This window comes from Paenarthrobacter nitroguajacolicus (assembly GCF_031455195.1).
Classification (GTDB): Bacteria; Actinomycetota; Actinomycetes; order Actinomycetales; family Micrococcaceae; genus Arthrobacter; species Arthrobacter nitroguajacolicus_D.
The window spans coordinates 147,371-166,709 of record NZ_JAVDSH010000005.1; the positions used below are offsets into that span (position 1 = coordinate 147,371).

Annotated in this window: 22 protein-coding genes; 11 read left to right on the forward strand and 11 right to left on the reverse strand. The window is 64.0% G+C overall.

Annotation, left to right across the window (positions count from 1 at the left end; all coding sequences use genetic code 11):
- Positions 1 to 42: 42 nt before the first annotated feature.
- Positions 43 to 975 (reverse strand): NAD-dependent epimerase/dehydratase family protein, encoded by a 933-nt coding sequence (locus tag J2Y68_RS12605; RefSeq protein ID WP_309993898.1) that lies wholly within the window; start codon positions 973 to 975, stop codon positions 43 to 45.
- A gap of 134 nt (positions 976 to 1,109) precedes the next feature.
- On the opposite strand from J2Y68_RS12605, the gene J2Y68_RS12610 reads away from it, so the two are divergent.
- Genes J2Y68_RS12610 through J2Y68_RS12620 form a run of 3 tightly spaced genes read left to right on the forward strand, consistent with a single transcriptional unit; the run spans position 1,110 to position 3,572 of the window.
- Complete coding sequence (locus J2Y68_RS12610; RefSeq protein WP_397335015.1) at positions 1,110 to 1,838, forward strand: TetR/AcrR family transcriptional regulator; 729 nt, start codon at positions 1,110 to 1,112, stop codon at positions 1,836 to 1,838.
- A 23-nt stretch (positions 1,839 to 1,861) separates the two neighbouring features.
- Positions 1,862 to 2,653 (forward strand): oxygenase MpaB family protein, encoded by a 792-nt coding sequence (locus J2Y68_RS12615; protein WP_309993902.1) that lies wholly within the window; start codon positions 1,862 to 1,864, stop codon positions 2,651 to 2,653.
- Positions 2,646 to 3,572 carry a DUF817 domain-containing protein gene (locus J2Y68_RS12620; protein WP_309993903.1) on the forward strand — a complete coding sequence of 309 codons (927 nt, stop codon included), beginning with the start codon at positions 2,646 to 2,648 and terminating at the stop codon, positions 3,570 to 3,572. Before J2Y68_RS12615 ends, J2Y68_RS12620 begins: the two co-directional genes overlap by 8 nt.
- Here J2Y68_RS12620 and J2Y68_RS12625 read toward each other — a convergent pair.
- On the reverse strand, positions 3,553 to 3,702 hold the full coding sequence (locus J2Y68_RS12625) for a hypothetical protein (RefSeq protein WP_309993905.1): 150 nt from the start codon (positions 3,700 to 3,702) through the stop codon (positions 3,553 to 3,555). The two genes, J2Y68_RS12620 and J2Y68_RS12625, sit on opposite strands and share 20 nt — an antisense overlap.
- Before the next feature lie 252 nt (positions 3,703 to 3,954).
- Between J2Y68_RS12625 and dnaK the strand changes: the two genes are divergently transcribed.
- The 4 genes from dnaK to J2Y68_RS12645 all read left to right on the forward strand — a co-directional run bounded on the left by dnaK (position 3,955) and on the right by J2Y68_RS12645 (position 8,147).
- Complete coding sequence (gene dnaK / locus J2Y68_RS12630; RefSeq protein ID WP_309993907.1) at positions 3,955 to 5,820, forward strand: molecular chaperone DnaK; 1,866 nt, start codon at positions 3,955 to 3,957, stop codon at positions 5,818 to 5,820.
- 2 nt (positions 5,821 to 5,822) lie between these two features.
- Positions 5,823 to 6,482 (forward strand): nucleotide exchange factor GrpE, encoded by a 660-nt coding sequence (locus J2Y68_RS12635; protein WP_309993909.1) that lies wholly within the window; start codon positions 5,823 to 5,825, stop codon positions 6,480 to 6,482.
- Between the two features lie 242 nt (positions 6,483 to 6,724).
- Positions 6,725 to 7,708 carry a DnaJ C-terminal domain-containing protein gene (locus tag J2Y68_RS12640; RefSeq protein WP_309993911.1) on the forward strand — a complete coding sequence of 328 codons (984 nt, stop codon included), beginning with the start codon at positions 6,725 to 6,727 and terminating at the stop codon, positions 7,706 to 7,708.
- Between the two features lie 10 nt (positions 7,709 to 7,718).
- Entirely contained in the window at positions 7,719 to 8,147 is a 429-nt protein-coding gene (locus J2Y68_RS12645) for a heat shock protein transcriptional repressor HspR (RefSeq protein WP_309993913.1), read from the forward strand.
- Here J2Y68_RS12645 and J2Y68_RS12650 read toward each other — a convergent pair.
- The gene (locus J2Y68_RS12650; protein ID WP_309993914.1) at positions 8,144 to 8,542 is read right to left on the reverse strand and encodes a nuclear transport factor 2 family protein; all 399 of its coding nucleotides are present in this window, start codon (positions 8,540 to 8,542) and stop codon (positions 8,144 to 8,146) included. The genes J2Y68_RS12645 and J2Y68_RS12650 overlap by 4 nt on opposite strands.
- Before the next feature lie 19 nt (positions 8,543 to 8,561).
- Positions 8,562 to 8,954 (reverse strand): hypothetical protein, encoded by a 393-nt coding sequence (locus tag J2Y68_RS12655; RefSeq protein ID WP_309993916.1) that lies wholly within the window; start codon positions 8,952 to 8,954, stop codon positions 8,562 to 8,564.
- A gap of 224 nt (positions 8,955 to 9,178) precedes the next feature.
- On the opposite strand from J2Y68_RS12655, the gene J2Y68_RS12660 reads away from it, so the two are divergent.
- Positions 9,179 to 9,487 (forward strand): DUF3040 domain-containing protein, encoded by a 309-nt coding sequence (locus tag J2Y68_RS12660; RefSeq protein WP_309994322.1) that lies wholly within the window; start codon positions 9,179 to 9,181, stop codon positions 9,485 to 9,487.
- A 47-nt stretch (positions 9,488 to 9,534) separates the two neighbouring features.
- Here the strand turns inward: J2Y68_RS12660 and J2Y68_RS12665 are convergent, their stop codons facing one another.
- The 3 genes from J2Y68_RS12665 to J2Y68_RS12675 form a co-directional block, all read right to left on the reverse strand.
- Positions 9,535 to 9,954, reverse strand: a complete 420-nt coding sequence (locus tag J2Y68_RS12665; RefSeq protein WP_309993918.1) for a hypothetical protein — start codon at positions 9,952 to 9,954, stop codon at positions 9,535 to 9,537.
- A gap of 85 nt (positions 9,955 to 10,039) precedes the next feature.
- The gene (locus J2Y68_RS12670; protein WP_309993920.1) at positions 10,040 to 10,690 is read right to left on the reverse strand and encodes a CG0192-related protein; all 651 of its coding nucleotides are present in this window, start codon (positions 10,688 to 10,690) and stop codon (positions 10,040 to 10,042) included.
- A 79-nt stretch (positions 10,691 to 10,769) separates the two neighbouring features.
- On the reverse strand, positions 10,770 to 11,405 hold the full coding sequence (locus tag J2Y68_RS12675; protein WP_309993922.1) for a TetR/AcrR family transcriptional regulator: 636 nt from the start codon (positions 11,403 to 11,405) through the stop codon (positions 10,770 to 10,772).
- Positions 11,406 to 11,488: 83 nt separating this feature from the next.
- On the opposite strand from J2Y68_RS12675, the gene J2Y68_RS12680 reads away from it, so the two are divergent.
- From J2Y68_RS12680 to J2Y68_RS12690, 3 genes are all read left to right on the forward strand, one after another.
- Positions 11,489 to 12,547, forward strand: coding sequence for an agmatine deiminase family protein (locus J2Y68_RS12680; RefSeq protein WP_309993923.1), 1,059 nt, complete (start codon positions 11,489 to 11,491; stop codon positions 12,545 to 12,547).
- On the forward strand, positions 12,547 to 14,265 hold the full coding sequence (locus J2Y68_RS12685; protein WP_309993925.1) for an amidase: 1,719 nt from the start codon (positions 12,547 to 12,549) through the stop codon (positions 14,263 to 14,265). Before J2Y68_RS12680 ends, J2Y68_RS12685 begins: the two co-directional genes overlap by 1 nt.
- 88 nt (positions 14,266 to 14,353) lie before the next feature.
- The gene (locus J2Y68_RS12690) at positions 14,354 to 14,695 is read left to right on the forward strand and encodes a hypothetical protein (RefSeq protein WP_309993927.1); all 342 of its coding nucleotides are present in this window, start codon (positions 14,354 to 14,356) and stop codon (positions 14,693 to 14,695) included.
- Between the two features lie 240 nt (positions 14,696 to 14,935).
- Here J2Y68_RS12690 and J2Y68_RS12695 read toward each other — a convergent pair whose 3' ends face one another.
- The 4 genes from J2Y68_RS12695 to J2Y68_RS12710 are packed head-to-tail and all read right to left on the reverse strand — an operon-like array spanning position 14,936 to position 19,281.
- Positions 14,936 to 16,687, reverse strand: coding sequence for a glycoside hydrolase family 35 protein (locus J2Y68_RS12695; protein WP_309993929.1), 1,752 nt, complete (start codon positions 16,685 to 16,687; stop codon positions 14,936 to 14,938).
- Positions 16,688 to 16,706: 19 nt separating this feature from the next.
- The gene (locus tag J2Y68_RS12700) at positions 16,707 to 17,417 is read right to left on the reverse strand and encodes a DUF624 domain-containing protein (RefSeq protein WP_374111526.1); all 711 of its coding nucleotides are present in this window, start codon (positions 17,415 to 17,417) and stop codon (positions 16,707 to 16,709) included.
- Positions 17,414 to 18,355, reverse strand: a complete 942-nt coding sequence (locus tag J2Y68_RS12705) for a carbohydrate ABC transporter permease (protein WP_309993931.1) — start codon at positions 18,353 to 18,355, stop codon at positions 17,414 to 17,416. Before J2Y68_RS12705 ends, J2Y68_RS12700 begins: the two co-directional genes overlap by 4 nt.
- Positions 18,355 to 19,281 carry a carbohydrate ABC transporter permease gene (locus tag J2Y68_RS12710; protein WP_089596338.1) on the reverse strand — a complete coding sequence of 309 codons (927 nt, stop codon included), beginning with the start codon at positions 19,279 to 19,281 and terminating at the stop codon, positions 18,355 to 18,357. Before J2Y68_RS12710 ends, J2Y68_RS12705 begins: the two co-directional genes overlap by 1 nt.
- Positions 19,282 to 19,339 lie beyond the last annotated feature (58 nt).

The following is a 19,339-nucleotide window of genomic DNA, read 5'->3' on the forward strand; positions in this document are numbered from 1 at the left end:
GACTCGTTTCTTGGATTCTCCGCCGCGGGTTTTAAGAACTCGTTAAGAACTGCGCTGGTCCGCCCCGCGCCACCACGCCATGGTCGCGGCAGCGGCCTCCGGCAGGGGAGTTGGGTCCAGGTCCAGTACCCGCTGGCTTTCGGAGGAATCCATCACGAATGGGCGCTCAAACTGGTACAGCAACTCAGCCAATTCGCGCATATCGGTTGAGACCAGTCCGGCGGCCCGCAGCACCCAGCCGGGAACAGCGCTCACCTTTGGTTCCGTCAGACCAGCCGCTTGGGCATGTGCTACTGCGATGTCCCGCTGGGTCACGGCCGCGCCGGTGGGTGCATGCAGCACGCTGTTCCAGAGTTCGGGCTTCCCTGCGGCGGCGATCATGGCCGCAGCGAGATCCGGCACATAGGTGAAGGAATGCGGCTGGCTGGCGCTGCCAATGAACTGCAGCCGTTTGCCCGCCAGGATTGGCGTGACCATGCGCTCGCCGGCATGTGCCATCTTCACGCGCGGTCCAAAGAAGTCGCCGGCCACTACGCTCACGGTGTTGGCCGCATGCGCCCGCCGCGCCTTCAACAGTGCCGTCCGGATGCCACGCTTTCCGCCCGCAGCTTCGCGGGGGCTCGATTCGGTCATGATGCGTTCGGGCTCACTGTACGAGTACAGGCTTTCGGGAAATACGACGACGGCGCCCGCGGCTGCCGCTGCGTCCATCACCGCTTGTTCGGCCCGGGGGAGTTCCGCGGCCCAAGCTGCAGCGCTGTACTCCGATCCGTGGATGCAGTGGAAGATGGCCGCTGATCCCGCGACGGCTTCCTTGAGCTGTTCAGGATCGGATGCATCTACGCGCATCTTCTCCACCAGTGGGTGGTCCGGGCCGCTGCCGGAGCGCGTCAGTACGCGTACCGGGTGCCCCAGCCCTGCGAGTTGTTCGGCGATGGTGTAGCCCACGGGTCCTGCTCCTGTGACGACGTACATGATGGTCCTCTTTCTTTGTGTAGGTGGGGTGCAAAGCAAGAGCAGTGCTCTCTGAATCCAGAATGACTGTCCTTTGGCGCGAAGTCAAGAGCACTGCTCTTGTTTGTTGACACCGCTCTCCTTTGTGGCAAGCTATGGGCATGACTCCAGCTGCAACCAAGGCCAAGCCGCCTACTCCCAGGGAACGGGCACGCGCACAAACCATCGCCGACATCATCCGGCTGGGCCGTCAGCATCTGGCCCTCCACGGCGCGGCAGCCCTGTCCCTTCGCGCGGTAGCCAGGGACCTTGGCGTCGTGTCCTCGGCCGTGTATCGCTACGTGGAGAGCCGCGACGAGCTCCTCACCCTCCTGCTCATCGACGCGTACAACGAGCTGGGCGACCATGTGGACGCAGCCGTGGAGGCCGTTCCCGGCAACGACTTCGCCGGGCAATTCCGGGCGCTTGGCACTGCCGTCCGATCGTGGGCGCTCCGCGAGCCAGCAAGCTACGCACTGCTGTTCGGTAGTCCCGTCCCCGGCTACCAGGCGCCGGGCGAGCGCACCACCGTCCCTGGAACGCGCGTCATCGTCCGCCTCGTGGGCATATTTGACGCAGCATTCCGCGCCGGAGCCATGCGCGCAGACGTGAGTCCCGCCGTCGTGGTTCCTCCGGCCCTTGCCAAAGACCTGGCGGCCATCCGCGAAGAGATGAACCTCGCGGCTCCGGACCCTTCATTGGCGCGGGGTGTGCTGGCCTGGACGTCGGTGTTCGGTGCCGTTAGTTTTGAGGTTTTTGGGCAGTATGGCGCCGATACTTTCGCCGCCCGCGATGAGCTTTTCGAGCATCAACTGAGCGTTCTCCAGGGCGTCGTGGGGCTCTAAGGTGCGAACGGTAAAGTATTCAGATGGTTCGTGGACTGGCTGACATTGGTGCGGAGGGCGTCCTCCTCGCCGGAGCGGGCCGCGCAATCCTCCTGCAGATCGCCGACCCCAAGGTAGGCCACGGCGTGGCAGAGCACAGCAATTTCGCCGAGCGCCCCATGGACCGGCTCCGCGCCACCATGACGTACGTGTACGCGGTGGTGTACGGCTCGGAGGACCAGCTGAAGGCCGTCCGCCGCGCCGTCAATCGTGCCCACGCCCCGGTCCGGCGCGGACCCGATGCCACCTCCGGCGGGTACAGCGCCTTCGACGCAGAGTCCCAACTCTGGGTGGTCGCCACCCTTTACGACACTGCCGTCACCGTTTATGAGCAGGTACATGGACCGCTCGACGGCGGGGATGCCGACCGTATCTACCGCGAGTACGCGCGGATCGGGACGGCCCTGCAGCTTCCGGCTGATAAGTGGCCGGCCGATCGGGAGGCCTTCGCAGAATACTGGGACTCCCATGTGCGGGGACTTCAACCGGATGACACGGCGATCAAAGTCGCACAGGACCTCCTCTATCCCGCTGGAGGTCCGCGACTCCTGCGCCTGGCGATGCCCTTGGCCCGGTTCCTCACGGCCGGCTTGCTGCCTGATCATTTGCGTGCCGGCTTCGGATTCGACTGGAGCCCTGATCGCGCGCGGCGTTTCGAGCAAACCATGCGGATGCTTGGCCGTTTCTACCCGCGGCTGCCCCAGCGGATCCGGCATTGGCCGCGAGACTACTACCTTGGGCAACTCGCCGCCGATCCGAAGGGCGGCAATGCGTAACTCCACCCCGGTTGAACAGTCCATCGACAACCTCGCGCACCGGTATCTGGACGGCAGGCGGGGCAGTCGCCTGCAGGCCGGGCTCACCGAGTTTGTGGTGTTCGGGCTGAAGCAGGCCTGGGCGTGCGTCTTCGGTGCAGCGCTGCTCGCGGTGATCATCGCTGTCCGCCTTTGGTACCCGGACAACGCGGCGCTCGCCCGGAACGACTTCCTCACCCTTGCCGCCGTCCTCATCCAGGTCCTGATGATCTCATTCAGGCTGGAGACGTTGCGGGAGCTGCGGGTAATCCTGCTGTTCCATGTGGTGGGGACGGTAATGGAATTGTTCAAAACCGACGTTGGCTCCTGGGCTTACGAGGCCGAGGGCCTCCTCCGGATCGGTGCGGTCCCGTTGTTCAGCGGCTTCATGTACGCGGCCGTGGGTTCCTATATGGTGCGCGTCTTCCGGTTGTTCGATCTCCGCTTTGACAGGTATCCCCGCCGGTGGATCACGGCTCTTGTGGCAGGGGCGATCTACGTGAACTTCTTCTCGCACCACTTCATAGTTGACCTGCGCTGGGTGCTGCTGGCCGCCGTCGTTCTTGTCTACGGGCGGTGCGTCATGCACTTCCGGGTGTTCCGGCGTCGTTTCCGCATGCCGATCCTGGTGTCCTTCCTGCTGGTGGCGCTGTTCATCTGGTTCGCGGAGAACATCGGAACGTGGTCGCGGGCGTGGCTGTATCCGAACCAACTGAATGGGTGGCAGGCGGTCTCGATCGACAAGCTCCTGGCGTGGTTCCTGCTGATGATCATCTCGGTGGTGCTGGTGGCCTGGGTGTACAAACCGGAGCCGCTCGGCGCTGAGGCCGCCCAAACCCCTGGTGACGCCCAAATTCGCCCAGGACGCTCGGATATGGGTGTCACCACTCCGAGTGAGTGACGCCGATCTGGTTGCGCGTCGGAAGCGCACTTCCGTGAACCACTGCGCCTTCGACGTTCCGCACCTGTTGATCCAGCCGGTCGTTCATGGCCCAGAGCCCGTCCGGCGGCACGTATCCCGAGAACTCCATCGCGCCATTTTGCCAGTTCACCGAGGGCGAAAACAGCCCTTCTGGCGCGGGATTCCGGGAAATTTCCTCAGCCTGAAAGTAAAGTTGAGTGCACTCGACTCAACTTTGGATTGACATCTAACTGAGGCTGAGTACAGTTGAGTGCAGAACGCTCAACTAGCCGATTGTTGAGCAGGCTCCCGGCACCTCAACCGCCCAGCGGACCGATGCCGGACGCAATCTCCAACATCGGCCATTGAAAGGAAACAAGATATGTCACGTGCAGTAGGTATCGACCTCGGAACAACCAACTCCGTGGTTTCTGTTCTCGAAGGTGGCGAGCCCACCGTTATCGCCAACGCAGAAGGCGGCCGCACCACGCCGTCGGTCGTTGCATTCTCCAAGTCCGGTGAAGTCCTGGTCGGCGAAATCGCCAAGCGCCAGGCCGTCAACAACATCGACCGCACCATCGCTTCCGTCAAGCGCCACATGGGCACCGACTGGAACGTAGCCATCGATGACAAGAAGTACACGCCGCAGGAAATCTCCGCGCGTATCCTCATGAAGCTCAAGAACGACGCCGAGAGCTACTTGGGCGAAAAGGTCACCGACGCTGTGATCACCGTTCCGGCCTACTTCAACGACGCCGAGCGCCAGTCCACCAAGGAAGCCGGCGAAATCGCAGGCCTCAACGTCCTCCGCATTGTCAACGAGCCCACCGCGGCTGCACTGGCCTACGGCTTGGACAAGGGCAAGGAGGACGAACTCATCCTGGTCTTCGACCTCGGTGGCGGAACCTTCGACGTCTCCCTCCTCGAGGTTGGCAAGGACGAAGACAACTTCTCCACCATCCAGGTCCGCGCAACCGCCGGTGACAACCGCCTCGGTGGCGACGACTGGGACAACCGCGTCGTCGAGTGGCTCCTGAGCCAGCTCAAGGTCAAGGGCATCGACCTCTCCAAGGACAAGATCGCCCTCCAGCGTCTCCGCGAAGCTGCAGAGCAGGCCAAGAAGGAACTGTCCTCCTCCACCAGCACCAACATCTCCCTCCAGTACCTGTCCGTCACCCCTGACGGCCCGGTCCACCTGGACGAGCAGCTGACCCGTGCCAAGTTCCAGGACCTCACCAAGGACCTGCTGGACCGCACCAAGAAGCCGTTCCACGACGTCATCGCCGAAGCCGGCATCAAGGTTTCCGACATCGACCACATCGTCCTCGTCGGTGGCTCCACCCGTATGCCTGCTGTCTCCGAGCTCGTGAAGGAACTTGCTGGCGGCAAGGAGCCCAACAAGGGCGTCAACCCGGACGAAGTTGTGGCTGTAGGTGCCGCACTGCAGGCCGGCGTCCTGAAGGGCGAGCGCAAGGACGTCCTCCTCATCGACGTCACCCCGCTGTCCCTCGGTATCGAAACCAAGGGTGGTGTCATGACGCACCTCATCGAGCGCAACACCGCCATCCCCACCAAGCGTTCCGAGACCTTCACCACCGCTGACGACAACCAGCCGTCCGTAGCCATCCAGGTCTTCCAGGGCGAGCGTGAATTCACCCGCGACAACAAGCCGCTGGGCACGTTTGAACTGACCGGTATCGCTCCGGCACCGCGTGGCGTACCGCAGGTCGAGGTCACCTTCGACATCGACGCCAACGGCATCGTCCACGTGTCCGCCAAGGACAAGGGCACCGGCAAGGAACAGTCCATGACCATCACCGGTGGTACGGCACTCTCCAAGGACGACATCGACCGCATGGTCCGTGAAGCCGAAGAGCACGCCGCGGAAGACAAGGCCCGCCGCGAAGCTACGGATACCCGTAACTCCGCAGAGCAGCTCGCCTACTCCGTGGACAAGCTGATCGCCGACAACGACGACAAGTTGCCGGAAGAGGTCAAGACCGAGGTCAAGGCCGACGTCGACGCCCTCAAGTCCGCGCTGGAAGGCACCGACGACGCCGCCGTCAAGACCGCGTTCGAGAAGCTCCAGGCATCCCAGACCAAGCTCGGCGAAGCAATCTACTCGCAGGCCTCCGCAGCTGATGCTCCGGGCGCCGGTGCAGAAGGTGCACCTGCCGGCGAGCAGGCTGCAGCTGACGAGGACATCGTCGACGCCGAGATCATCGACGAAGACGAAGCGAAGAAGTAGCCATGCCTCATCACGGCAACGAAGCAGAGCACTCTGAGGGCAACGAGCCACGCAAGCCAGTTATTCGGGACAACCGCAAGGTTGACCCGAAGACCGGCGAAGCCCGTCACCCTGACAGCGAAGCTGCGGCTCCCACCGAAGGCAATGCCGCTCCCACGGACGGTGACGCCCTCTCCCAGGCTGAGGAAATCCTCAACGGGGTAGAGGTGCCGGCTGAAGAGTCGGTAGCCTCCGGTGCCGCGGCAGAAGCCCAGGCAGCGGAGCTCCGCAACGACCTCCTTCGCCTTCAGGCTGAGTACGTCAACTACCGCAAGCGCGTCGAACGCGACCGCGCCGTAGCAGGAGAGATGGCCGTCATTGGCGTCCTCAACTCCCTGCTCCCGGTGCTGGACGACGTGGACGCCGCACGCCAGCACGGTGACCTCGAAGACGGCCCCTTCGCCGCCATCGCCACCAAGCTGGAGAACGCGCTGAAGACCTACGGTCTGGAACGCATCGCGGACACTGGAGTCGAATTCGACCCCACCATCCACGAAGCACTTATCCAGCAGCCCGGCGAGGACATCCAGGTGGATACGGTCAGCCAGGTCCTGCGCTCCGGATACCGCTCAGGAGAGCGTGTCCTGCGTGCAGCCCAGGTGATCGTCGCGGTTCCCGCTTAGTCCCACCGCGAAGCGAGACAAGGGGCCCCGCCCCTACGCGTGGCGGCTTCGTCCTACGGACTTAGCCGCCACGCTCCGGCAGCGGATATTGGCCTTCCCAACACTCGCAAGCTCGTGTCGGGGCCCTCGGCCAGATCCTTCGAAGCCTCTCCCGGGCCCCTTGTCTCGCTCCGCTCCGGCAGTTGACTCGCCTAAGGTGGGTGGACGCAGGTGCTTGTTTATTGATTTGAAAGGAAACGCTCTTGGCCAGCCAGGACTGGGTTGAAAAGGATTTTTACGCGATCCTTGGTATCGCCAAGGACGCGTCCGACGCGGATATTAAGAAGGCTTACCGCAAGCTAGCCCGGCAGTACCACCCGGATACCAATGCCGGGGATGCTGCCGCGGAGAAGAAGTTCAAGGACATTTCCGAGGCTTACTCGGTGTTGTCGAGTCCTGAGGACCGGCAGCAGTATGATGCCATCCGTGCCATGGGCGGTGCCCGGTTCGCTCCGGGTGCTGGCGCTGGACGCGGCGGGCCTGCGGGCGCCAACGGCGGGTTCGAGGACCTGTTCGGTGGTCTGTTTGGCGGCGGCCCGGGTGCCCGCCAGCCCCAGGGCGGCGGCATCCCTCCGGAGTTCGCCGACCTGTTTGGTGGCGGATTCGGTGGTGCCGGGCAGACCGGTTTCCAGCGTGCGCCTCAAAAGGGCTCGGATCGCACGGCCACCACGTCCATCTCGTTCGCCGGCTCAATCAAGGGCACCACAGTGAGCCTGCGTGAGAGTAATGGCAACGTCATCGACGTGAAAATTCCTGCCGGAATCAAGGACGGCCAGAAGGTCCGCCAGCGGGGCAAGGGCAACGTTGGTCCCGCCGGTAACGGCGACCTCATCATCACTGTGAACGTGAAGCCGCACGACTTCTTCCATCGAGACGGCGACAACATCCGCATCCACGTGCCCGTCACGTTCGCGGAGGCCGCGCTGGGTGCCACTATCGAGGTTCCCACCCTCGACGGCGACACGGTGAAGTTGCGCGTGCCGCCGGGAACACCCGCAGGCCGTACCCTCCGGGTCAAGGGCCGCGGTGTGAAGACGTCCAAGGGGACCGGCGACCTGTTGGTGACTATCGACGTCGCAGTTCCGCAGAATCTGAACAAGGAAGCGGAAGAGGCCGTGAAGGCGTTCGCCGCTGCCACCACTGACGCGAACCCGCGCCACGACCTGGCCGCTAAGGCCCGGTTGTAAGGAGGCGGTGATGGGCATCGACGTCAACCAGCCGATCTTCGTCATCTCCGTTGCCGCGGAGCTTGCCGACATGCATCCGCAGACGTTGCGCCAGTACGACCGCCTGGGCATCGTCTCGCCCAGCCGTGCACCCGGCAAGTCCCGCCGTTATTCGCAGAATGACGTCAACAAACTGCGGGAGGTCCAGCGCCTCTCGCAGTCCGGCGTCTCACTTGAAGGCATCAAGCGTATCCTCGACCTGGAAAACCAGGTGGCCGCCCTTCAATACCGGGTAGCCGAACTGACGGAGGAACTGACCCGCCGCCGCGCCCCAGTGGACACCCGCATCTTCGCGGCGGGCACTGCTGGCGACGTGGTTTCGCTGGCGCGTGGCCAGCGTCCCCGGGCGCGGTCCCAGGCCGTTGTGGTGTGGAGGCCGCGGCAGGGCGAAAGTCTCTAGCCCGTCACCGTGTCGGCATGCCGGTGGGCCACTTTCCATTCCCCGCCCTCGCGGCGGTAGACCTGGGTGGCGCGGAGCACGTACTGACGCGGTTCCCCATTGATGGACGCCGAGGTGTGCTCCAACCCGGCCGTGTAGGCCATGTCGCCTATCACGTCGTACGCCTGAAGCTCGAAGCTGTAGGAGAGGCAGTGCGAGAAACTCTCCGCCAGCGCCGCAAAGAGCTCATCCAATTCCTGCTGGCCGTGCGCGTTCCGAAACGCGCCGAGCACGCTGACGGGCTCTTTTCGCGACCAGATTGCCCGGCGTAGCGAGGCATCGCCGTTGTGGAGGGCGAATTCCGCCTGATACAGGGTGGACCTGACCCATCCGAGGAAATCTTCGGTCCCATTCATGCCTTCAGTATGCGCCTTGCTAGCGCTGCCGGTCCCAGCTGACCACAACCCGTACAGCCCCGTTCTCGGTGCGTTCCACATTGGTGACGATCTGCGACTCAGCCGCGCCCATGGCCCTGATCTGCTGACGGTAGTCCTCGATATGCGCCTGCAGTGACTCTTCTGTCCATTCGCCCGGGCGCATCCGGGTCGAGATCTCGACGGGTTCCTCCCGGACCATGATCTCTTCGGGCTCGCTGGGCTGTGCAGGTTCCGGCATCGGGGCTTGCGGCACCAACATGCGGAAAGCGAAAACTCCGCCCGCAACGCCTGCAACCAGGCCGGCGGCGATGAGCCAGAGCGTACGCCGGGGTCCGCGGCCAGCGGGGGTGGACTTCGGAAGCGCCATATTCTTTGCAGTTTTGTGTGCCATGGGAATTCAACTTTCCGGTCGGCGGTCTGTGTTTGTGCTCGTGGCGCAAGGGGCCCGCAGCCCCAGCGTATGCAAATTCGTGACTTGTAGGAACCCGCGGCTGATGGAACCCCAGCAAGAACCTGCCCCTTGGCATCTGTGGCACGTGCACCAAAACGGGCAGATAATGAAGGCATGGCACGGCAAGCAGCGCACGTGCTGATGGCCTGAGCATCGTGAGGATGATGTCGGTGTCGTTGTCGGATGAAGAACGCAGGAGCTTGGAAGAGCTGGAGCGGGAACTGGCTTCGACCGATCCCGATCTCGCCTCCGAGTTGACGTCGGGCCGCCCCCGCGGAGCGGCAGCCCGCACTCTGGTCGGCAGCCTGGCCGTTCTTTGCGGCTTCGTGATGATGATCGCCGGGATCATGACCCAGATAGTGGTTCTGGGCGTCTTAGGATTTCTTTTGGCCAGCGCGGGAGCCTATTGGCTGCTGGCCGGAACCTCGTTTCGGAGGCGGGTTGGGAGGCACGACGGCGACCCCGCACCTTAGCGGGGCCGCTCGCCAGTGCTGCTGGCTGTAGCTGGTAAGGGCGTTGCCTAGGGAACCGGTGGTACGGGAGGCTGACCCTGCGTCTCTTTCACGGGCTCAGGTTCGCCCGGGGGTACCATCATGCGCCATGCCAGGACAGCGCCCGCGCCGGCAACAGCCCCGATGAGCAGGCCGATCACCCATCCGGACAGGCGCGGAGCGCGCTGACGGCTGTTCCGTTTCAAGGCCTGCGTTGTCCTTGTCACAGCTTTGGCGGCCGTTCGCTGGGCTTCCTTGGCGGCTTTCTTATTTCCGGTCAATGTGAGAATGACACCGTGGACCACTGATGGCACATCGGCATGGTTGATCCGGGCAAGCGCCCACCGCACCACGGCATCCGTCTGTGCGGATGTGCCGTCTGTTGCGTGCTTCACCCATTCCCTGGCAAGGTCCTGTGCTGCTGGAATGATGTTCTGCGGTTTGTACATGGTGCACCCCTATCTCAGTAGCTGGCCTGTTTGCCAGCCTACGCCGGAGCCCCAATGACCAACAGGTACCCCGGCGTCGAAAGGCTTAGTCGCGGACCACGGCCGCGAGTTCCACCGGGTTCTCCAAACCGGCCCACTGTCCGTTCAGCGTCAGCTCGCCATGGAGCTCGGGAGCCGCAGCGGTGCTGGCAGAAGCGTCCGCAGCGGTATCAAGGACCCGTGCCACCTTCAACTTCAGCTCACCGGCATCAATGATCGTCACGCCGCTGCCCGATACCGGCGCCGAGGCACTCAAGGTGGGGACGCCGCCGTCGAGCTTTCCGCTGCCCTGCACCGTCACCGTGCTGGGTCGCGGTCCCAGTTCGCCGTCGACAATGAGTTCGGCCTCTTTCCGGCCGGTCAGAATGGTGGTCGCGAGGGCCCTGACGTAGACGGGATCGGCGCACGCGTCATACACATAGCGCTTGCCCAGGACCGAATGATCCATGGTGCCGATGAGCCATTCCTCGGCGCCGGCCAGCTCGTAGCCGCGGTAGCTCAAGGGGACCTGGTAGATCCGGTCGCCCGCGGCGACGACGTGCGTCTCGATTCCCACCTCACCGGCAGGATCATCGAAACGGTAGGCGCCGATGATCTCCGGCGCGCCTTCCTGGATAAACCAGGGCTGGTTCGGCAGGTAGTCAGCGATGAGTTCGAGCTTGGACGGGGACAGGGTTGCCTTGTGAATGATCGCCATGGTCTCCAGCCTAGGGCAGGGCGCGCTGAGACTGCGCGCGTGGGCGCAGTCTCAGGGTTCGTTCAGCCCCGGGTTGGGCCTAGGCGCTCGGGGTGGCCATGAGGGATCCGGGGACCGCGCCCACCATGCCCTCCACTGCGCGGGCAAGGTGGGTGCCGCGATCGTTGACGCCGTCCCAGCGGACCAGGGCCTGCGCGTTGAGGCCGTCCACCATGCCGAGGATCTGCCAGGCGACGGCAGCGGCATCGGAAACGTTGAAATCTCCAGTCGCGTTGCCGTCCTCCACGACTCCCTGAAAGACCTTCTGCCAGGCGTCCATTTGCTCGCGGACGGAAGCGGCCAGCATCTCATTGCGCCGCCCCAGCGTCCAGGCCTCCACCCAGATTGCCGTGACGTCCAGCCGGCTGTTGTCCAGGAGGGTGTCCACCAGCAGGCCGAGCCGTTCCGACGGTCCTGGGCGCTGGCTCAGCAGGCCTGCGACTTCCTGGGTTTCCGCGGCCACGATGGTTGCGAATGTGCTGGAGACGAGTGCATCCATATTGGGCTGATAGTGCGCAACCAGGCCTGAAGCGACACCCACGCGGGCGGCAACATTGCGCAGCGTCAGTGCCGTGAGCCCGGCCTCGAGTGCGAGCTCGCGGGCGGCTTCGGTGATTTCTGCGGCGCGTTCTGCCGGGGACTTCCGGACGGCGCGCTTCTGTGGAGTGCTTGACATCAAGGACCAGTCTAGATTACCTTTTCAGCATTGTTGATCGTGTGATCAACAAGAGGATTGCACTGAAGACGAAGGAGTCACCCATGGCTTGGAGAATGCCGGCCGAAACCGCACCGCATGAGCGCACCTGGATGGCGTTTCCCCGCACCGGCCTGACGCTTGGCCACGACGCCGCCTCGGCCGAAGAGGCGTACCAGGCCTGGACCGCCGTCGCCCATGCAGTGGCCGAATTCGAACCAGTCACCATGGTCGTGGACCCGAGCGAGCGCCAGCGCGCCGCCCGCATGCTGGGCAGCGGAATCGAACAGGTTGAGGCGCCGTTGGACGAGTTCTGGATGCGCGACGTCGGACCTACCTTTGTCATCGACGACGAACGTCCCGGCGTGCTTGGCGCCGTGGACTGGATCTTCAACGGATGGGGTGCGCCGGCGTGGTCCGAATGGCAGAAGAGCGCCGGAATGGCCCGCTTCGTCGCTGCGAACTCCGGCGCCGAACTGGTCAGCTCACTGCTGGTCAACGAGGGCGGCGCCATCCATGTAGACGGCGAAGGCACCGTGCTGATCACCGAAACCGTGCAGCTGGATCCGGGCCGGAACCCCTACGCCGACAAGGCAGCGGTTGAAGCCGAACTGGCCCGCACCATCGGAGCCACCAAGGTCATTTGGGTTCCCCGCGGACTGACCCGTGACTACGAGGACCTGGGCACGCGGGGCCACATCGACATGGTGGCCACCTTGCCCACTCCCGGCCGTATCCTGCTGCATTCCCAGACCAACCCGGAGCACCCGGACCACGAGGTCAGCCGCAGTCTCCAGAAATTCCTGGAAACGCAGACAGACGCGGCGGGCAAACCGTTCGAGATTGTGCCGCTGCCGGCGCCGGAAACGCTGCGCGACGACGACGGCTATGTGGACTGGAGCTACGTCAACCACCTGGTGGTCAACGGAGGCGTAATCGCCTGCGGCTACGGCGAAGAACGGGCTGACTCCCTTGCCACAGAAATCCTGGCGGAGGCCTACCCTGGCCGCCGTGTGGTCACTGTGGATGCCCGGCCCATCCTGGCCCGCGGCGGCGGTATCCACTGCATCACCCAGCAGCAGCCGCGTCTCAGCGGAACACAGGTCGCTGGAGGCGCAGCGTAATGGCTCCATTCGACGTCGTTGAGGCCTCTATCCTGCAATTGCGCCAGGCGCTGGAAACAGGGAAGGTGACCAGCGAGGAACTGACCCAGGCGTACCTTGACCGCATCGAGGCCTATGACCGAAACGGCACCAAGCTCAACGCATTGGTGGTCATGAATCCCGATGCGTTGGCCGATGCCCGGGCCTCGGACGAACGCCGGGCGCAGGGGACGGCGCTCGGACCGCTGGACGGCATCCCCTACACAGCCAAGGACAGCTACCTGGCCAAGGGGCTCACTGCCGCGGCAGGTTCGCCCGCCTTTGAGCATCTGGTGGCGCAGCGTGACGCATTCACCATCGAACGGCTCCGCGATGCCGGGGCCGTGCTGATCGGCCTGACCAACATGCCACCGATGGCGAATGGCGGCATGCAGCGTGGTGTCTACGGCCGCGCCGAAAGCCCCTACAACGCAGACTTCCTGACGGCCGCATTCGGTTCCGGTTCCTCCAACGGTTCCGGCACCGCGACGGCTGCCAGTTTCGGGGCCTTCGGCCTCGGCGAGGAGACCTGGTCAAGTGGCCGCGCACCGGCGTCGAACAATGCTCTGTGCGCGTACACGCCCTCGCGCGGCGTCATCTCCGTGCGCGGCAACTGGCCACTGGTCCCCACCATGGACGTCGTGGTTCCGCACACTCGAACCATGGCCGACATGCTGGAACTCCTGGACGTGATCGTGGCCGACGACGCCGAGTCCCGCGGTGACTTCTGGCGTGCGCAGCACTGGGTTCAGATCCCGAAGTCGTCCGAGGTCCGGCCGGAGTCATACCTGGCGCTTGCCGTGGAAGACGCCGACGGCGGGCGGCTGGCATTGCGGGGCAAGCGCTTCGGAGTGCCGCGCATGTACATCAACGCCGATCCGGACGCCGGGACCAGCGAGCAGCCGGGCATCGGTGGCCCCACCGGGCAGCGTATCGAGACGCGTGCTTCCGTGATGGAACTGTGGGAAGCCGCGAAGCGCGACCTTGAAGCTGCCGGGGCTGAGGTTCTGCTGGTGGACTTCCCCGTGGTCTCCAACTATGAAGGCGACCGGCCGGGCACACCCACCATCGCCACCCGCGGCCTGGTCAGCTCCGAGTACCTCAAGCGTGAAATCGAGGACCTCTCGGCCTGGGCATGGGACGACTTCCTGCGCGCCAACGGCGATCCCGCCCTCAACAGGCTTGCCGATGTGGATGGCGCACAGATCTTCCCCCACCCGAAGGGCGCCCTCGCGGACCGCTACACCGGATTCGACGACCACATCTCCGAATATCCCCGGCATGTCCGCGAATTCGGCGTATCCCAATTCACCGAGATCCCTGAGCTGGAAGGCGGAGTGCGCGGACTGGAAGAGACCCGGCGCGTTGACTTGGAGGACTGGATGGACGGGCTCGGACTGGACGCGGTCCTGTTCCCGGCAGCGGCCGACGTCGGACCTGCCGACATGGACGTCAACCCAGCCTCCGCTGACCTCGGCTGGCGCAACGGCGTGTGGGTGGCCAACGGCAACCTCGTCCCACGCCACCTAGGCATCCCCACCGTCACGGTGCCGATGGGAACCATGGCAGACATTGGCATGCCCGTAGGCCTCACGTTCGCAGGGCGAGCCTACGACGACACGGCACTGCTGACGCTGGCTGCTGCCTTCGAAGCCACGGGCTCGCGCCGGACGGTTCCGCCCCGGACGCCGGCGCTCTAGCGGCTTCGCGGCCGGCAAGCCCGACCTAATGCGTGACCGGGGCCTGGCACTGATTACAATCAAAGGGACGTCGACCACTGAGGGAATCATGAAGAAACTCACCACTGTCCTGATCGCTGCCGGGCTTATCGCCTCGGCATCCGCCTGCTCCGCCCAGCAGCAGCTGACCACAGCAGAAACCTGTGACCGGGTTGGCGTCGCCGCAGCCGGCATCCCGAGCAACCAGAGCAAGACCGCCACGACCCGCGTTGCCAACGCAATCCGGCCCCTGGAGCCGGTGGCTTCCACGGAGATGAAGCCTGTGGTGACCGCGATCCTGGAGTTCATGGATGAGCAGTCCAAGGAGAACCCGGACGAGGCCAAACTGGCCGAACTTGGTCAGGCCTACCAGGAAGCCGGCACCAAATACGGCGAGCTCTGCCGCGGCTAATGACGCCCGCGGCCTAGCGGCTTTGCAAGACCTTCAAAAGGGACCGGTTGATCAACCGGTCCCTTTTGCGCACCTGACGCTCTCTCACATCCCACCCCTTTCGCCCTGACGCTCTCTCACCTAACGGCCCTAAAACCGGAACGGTCTCTCACTTCTTTCAAGCAAGTGAGAGAGCGATCGGGGAAAGGGGGTGGGATGTGAGTGAGCGATCGGGGAAAGGGGGTGGGATGTGAGAGAGGGCTACTTTTCGTCGGAGCCCAGGTCAGGCCCGACGGCGAAACGTACCTCGCGTGTCGCGCTTCCGTGGAGTTCCAGGATGGCGAACTCGTTGGTGCCTTCGCGGATCAACGGACCAGGTACGTACAGGGTGCGCTGCGGACCGCGGCTCCAGTGGCGGCCGAGATTGAAGCCATTCATGAAGACAACTCCCTTGGTCCAACCGTCCAAGCGCAGGAAACGGTCACCGGGGCCGTCGGCCTCGAAGGTCGCAAAGGAAACGGATGGGCCAGCCACGCCTGCCGCAGCATCGCCGGGTGGTAGAGGCACGGCAGCGGACCGGAATGCCTCCAGAGAGTCCAGGTCCACAGCACCCACTTCCCAGTCCACAACCTCCACGCCGTTCAGCAGCGCCGGTCCGATCAAACCCTTGGCTTCGCCGATTCTCTGCCCGTAATTCACCCTGCCTTGGTCCTCAAGGAGAACCTGCAGGCGGCCACCCGCGGGGATGACGACAGAACGCTCGCCCAGTTCCCGGCTCAGCACCCCCACGGGCACGCCGTCCAGGAAAAACTGAGCCCTATCCCGGACTTCGGAAAAGGACAGGACTCCGCCACCGGGCAGCGAGGCCTCGTACAGGTAGAAGCCACGGTAGTGACCGGTCAATTCAACAGGAGGGACGGAGCCGGAAACCAGATGCGTGGCAACCGGAACATCCAGCAAGGACACAGAGTGAGAGACCGCGAGCGAGGACGTCGGAACCGGCATCCGCCCAGGCGGGACCTCGGCCGGAACCGGGAAATGCTTGGCAATGACGTCCCGGAAGGCGAAGTACTTGGCCGTCGGATGCCCGTCCTCGGACAGTGGTGCGTCGTAGTCGTACGAGGTGATGGTGGGCTCGTAGATGCCTTTGTCGTTGGCGCCGTTGGTGAAGCCGAAGTTGGTGCCGCCGTGGAACATGTAAATGTTCACAGAAGCCCCGGCTGTCAGAAGGGCGTCGAGTTCGGCGGCGGAAGCAGCGGCGTCGGTGGTGTGGTGGTGCGTTCCCCAGTTGTCGAACCAGCCGTTCCAGAACTCCGCGCACATCAGCGGCCCCGTGGGCTGCCGTTCGCGCAGGAACGCGAGCCGTTCATCAGCACGGGACCCAAACGTCCCCGTCTTGTGCAGATCCGGCAGCGAGCCGTCCTCGATCATGGCCCCGAACGGCTGGTCGCACGTGAACAGCGGAACGTCCACACCCAAGCGCTTGGACAGGTCCACCAGATGCTGCAGGTAGGCCTTGTCGTTCCCGTAGGCGCCGTACTCGTTCTCGATCTGGAACATGATCACGGGTCCGCCCCGCGAAATCTGCCGGGGCACCACCACGTCCAGAACCGACTCCATATAGGAGGAGCCGGCGGCGAGATAGCCTGTTTCGCTGCTGCGCACGCCAACAGTGGGATCGGTGAACAGCCACGCCGGCAGCCCACCGTTGTCCCATTCCGCGCAAATGTAGGGCCCGGGCCGGACAATCGCGTGCATCCCGGATTCGGCCACAAGGTCCAGGAATCGCCCGAGGTCCAAGCCGTCATCGGTAACAAACGCGCCAGGAACAGGCGAGTGCTCGTTCCACGGCACGTAGGTTTCGATGGTGTTCAAACCCATCAACCGGGCCTTATGGATCCGGTCCGCCCACAGGTCGGGGTGCACGCGGAAGTAGTGGATGGCTCCGGAGAGGATACGGAAAGGCTCGTTGTTCAGGAGGAAGTCCTGATCGCCGATCGCGAAGGTGTCCAAGGAGGGTCCTAACAGGGGTCTACGCCGGGCGCAGCACGGCGTGGAATGCGTACGAAGCGTTGCTCCAGATCACGAACAGCAGCGGCGCGGGAGCCAGCGCGATGCCCAGGACCGGCTGCAGCACGGCAGCGGAGACGATGATCCCCAGCAGGATCAGCATCGCCAGGCTGAGGTACCAGCGCTGCACCACCAGATACAGCGACGCCTTGAGGATGCTTTTCAGCCTCGCCTCGGGCAGAAGTACGACGCCGGCAATCGCCGTGACAGCGAGGCTCACCGTCACGGCGGCTGCTACGACGATCAGCGGCACCAGAAGGGCAATGCCCTGGACGTCCCCGCCCAGGTTGTGGACCAGGGCAAGGTCCACGCCGAGGAACATCAACAGGGCCACAGCGCCCACACCCAGCACCGCGGCTTTCGCGAAACTGCGTTTGTATCCCTGAAGGAAGGCGGCAACCGGCTTGACCGCGCCGCCGTCGTCGTTCAATGCCTTGAAGGCAGCGAAGATGCCGGCGAGGGATGGCGCAAGGGTGACCGAGAGTGCCAGGAAGAAGGGCCATGCGGCGGCGGGGTCTGCCACGAGCGAGAGGCTGAGGACCAGCGGCGCGTTGGCCACGGCGAGCAGTGCGTTGCCGGCCAGGAAGGTGTAGATGAACCCGAAGATGCTCCCGAAGGTTTCGAATCCCGGTCCGGCCCACCGCCGTCGCTTCTGCCCAGCCACGGCACTCATCCTTTCATCCCGCTGGTCGCGATGCCTTGGATGAAGTAGCGTTGGCCGATGAGGAAGATGATGAGGATCGGGATCACGGAAATCACAGAGCCCGTCATGATCATGGCGTATTCAGCGTCGAACTGGCCGACGAAGGACCGAAGGCCCAGCTGGACGGTCCAGAGTCGGTTGGACGTGAGGTAGATGAACGGACCCATGTAGTCGTTCCACGTGTTCACGAACGTCAGCAGGGCAAGGCTGGCGAGGGCCGGCTTGGACAGGGGCAGGATTACGCGGGCCCAGATGCCGTACTCGCTGAGGCCGTCGATGCGGGCTGCTTCGCAGAGTTCGTCCGGGATGGTCATGTAGTACTGGCGCATCAGGAACACACCGAAAGCACCGAATGCCTGCAGGAGAATCAACGCGTTGAAGCTGTTGGTCAGGCCAAGGTTCTGCATCATGATGTACTGCGGCACCATGTAGGCCTGCCACGGAACGGCGATGGTGCCGATGTAGGCGAGGAACAGCACGTCGCGGCCCGGGAAGCGGACCTTGGAGAATCCATAGGCAGCCAGCGAACCCGTGAGTACCTGAAGGCACGTGATGATCACAGCAAGGTACAGCGAGTTCTGCAGGTAGCCCATCATGGGGATACGGGTCCAGATGTCCGTGTAGTTGCTCCACACGAACTCCTGCGGAATCCACTGGATGGGGACCGTGAGGACCTGGTTGTTCTCCTTCAGCGAGGACGAAAGCATCCAGATGAACGGCACCATGAGCGCCACCACCAGGACCACCAGGACACCGTAGATCACGATGTTCGCGGTCCGCTTCTTCTGCTCGCGCGGGGAACGCTGACGGTCAGTACGACGGCGGTCTTCCGCAGAGGGTGCCCCTGACGGGGACGGAGCTGCGTCCTTCACAAGGGACGCCTTGAGGTCTTCGGCCATGTTGGTCATCAGCGTTCCCTCCGCTGTTGGATCTTGAACTGCAGGACGGTGACCGTCAGTACGATGATGAACAGGACCAGCGAAATGGCCGAGGAGTAGCCGAACTTACCTTCGCCGATGCCCTCCTGGTAGATCAGCTGGGACAGCACAGTGGTGGAGCGGCCCGGGCCACCGTTGGTCATGACCACGATCAGGTCGAACACCTTGAAGCTGGAGACCGTTAGCATGACCACGACGAAGAACGTGGTGGGACGCAGCGACGGGATGGTGACGTTCCAGAAGCGCTGCCAGGCGCTGGCGCCGTCCACTTCAGCTGCCTCGTACAGCTCTGTGGGGATGGCCTGCAGGCCGGCCAAATACAGGACCATGTAGTAGCCCATGTCCCGCCACACGCTGGTGATGATGACGGCGGGCATGGCCCAATCGGAGCTGGAGGTCCAGCCCGGCGGGTTGGCGATGCCGATGGCGCCGAGGAACTGGTTGATGGGGCCGCTGTCCGGGCTGAACAGCATGTTCCAGACCACTGCGACGGCCACCAGGGAGGTGATGTACGGGAAGAAGATGGCGACCCGGAAGAAGCCGATGCCCTTGAGCTTGCGGTTCAGCAGCATCGCCAGGATGAGGGCCAAGGCCATCGTGAGCGGGACGTGGCCGAGGGCGTAGACAAGGGTGTTCCGCAACGCGATCCAGAAGGAGTCGGATGCGAACATGCGCTCGAAGTTGGCCAGGCCAACCCACTTGGGAGCGCTGAATGAGGTCCATTCCATGAAGGAGAGCGCGAAAGCGGCCACGACGGGAATGAGGGTGAAGGCCAGGAAGCCAAGGAAGTTCGGAAGGATGAACGTCCAGCCGATCAGCGTGTTACGCCTGGCCTGCTTCCTGTTGCCGCGGCTGTGCACGGGGGCAGGCGCCTGGGTGATTGTTTCTGTAGTCATGATGACCGCTCCCTGGGTGGGGGCGTTCCTCCATTTCAGGATCCGGAGAATTCAGGTC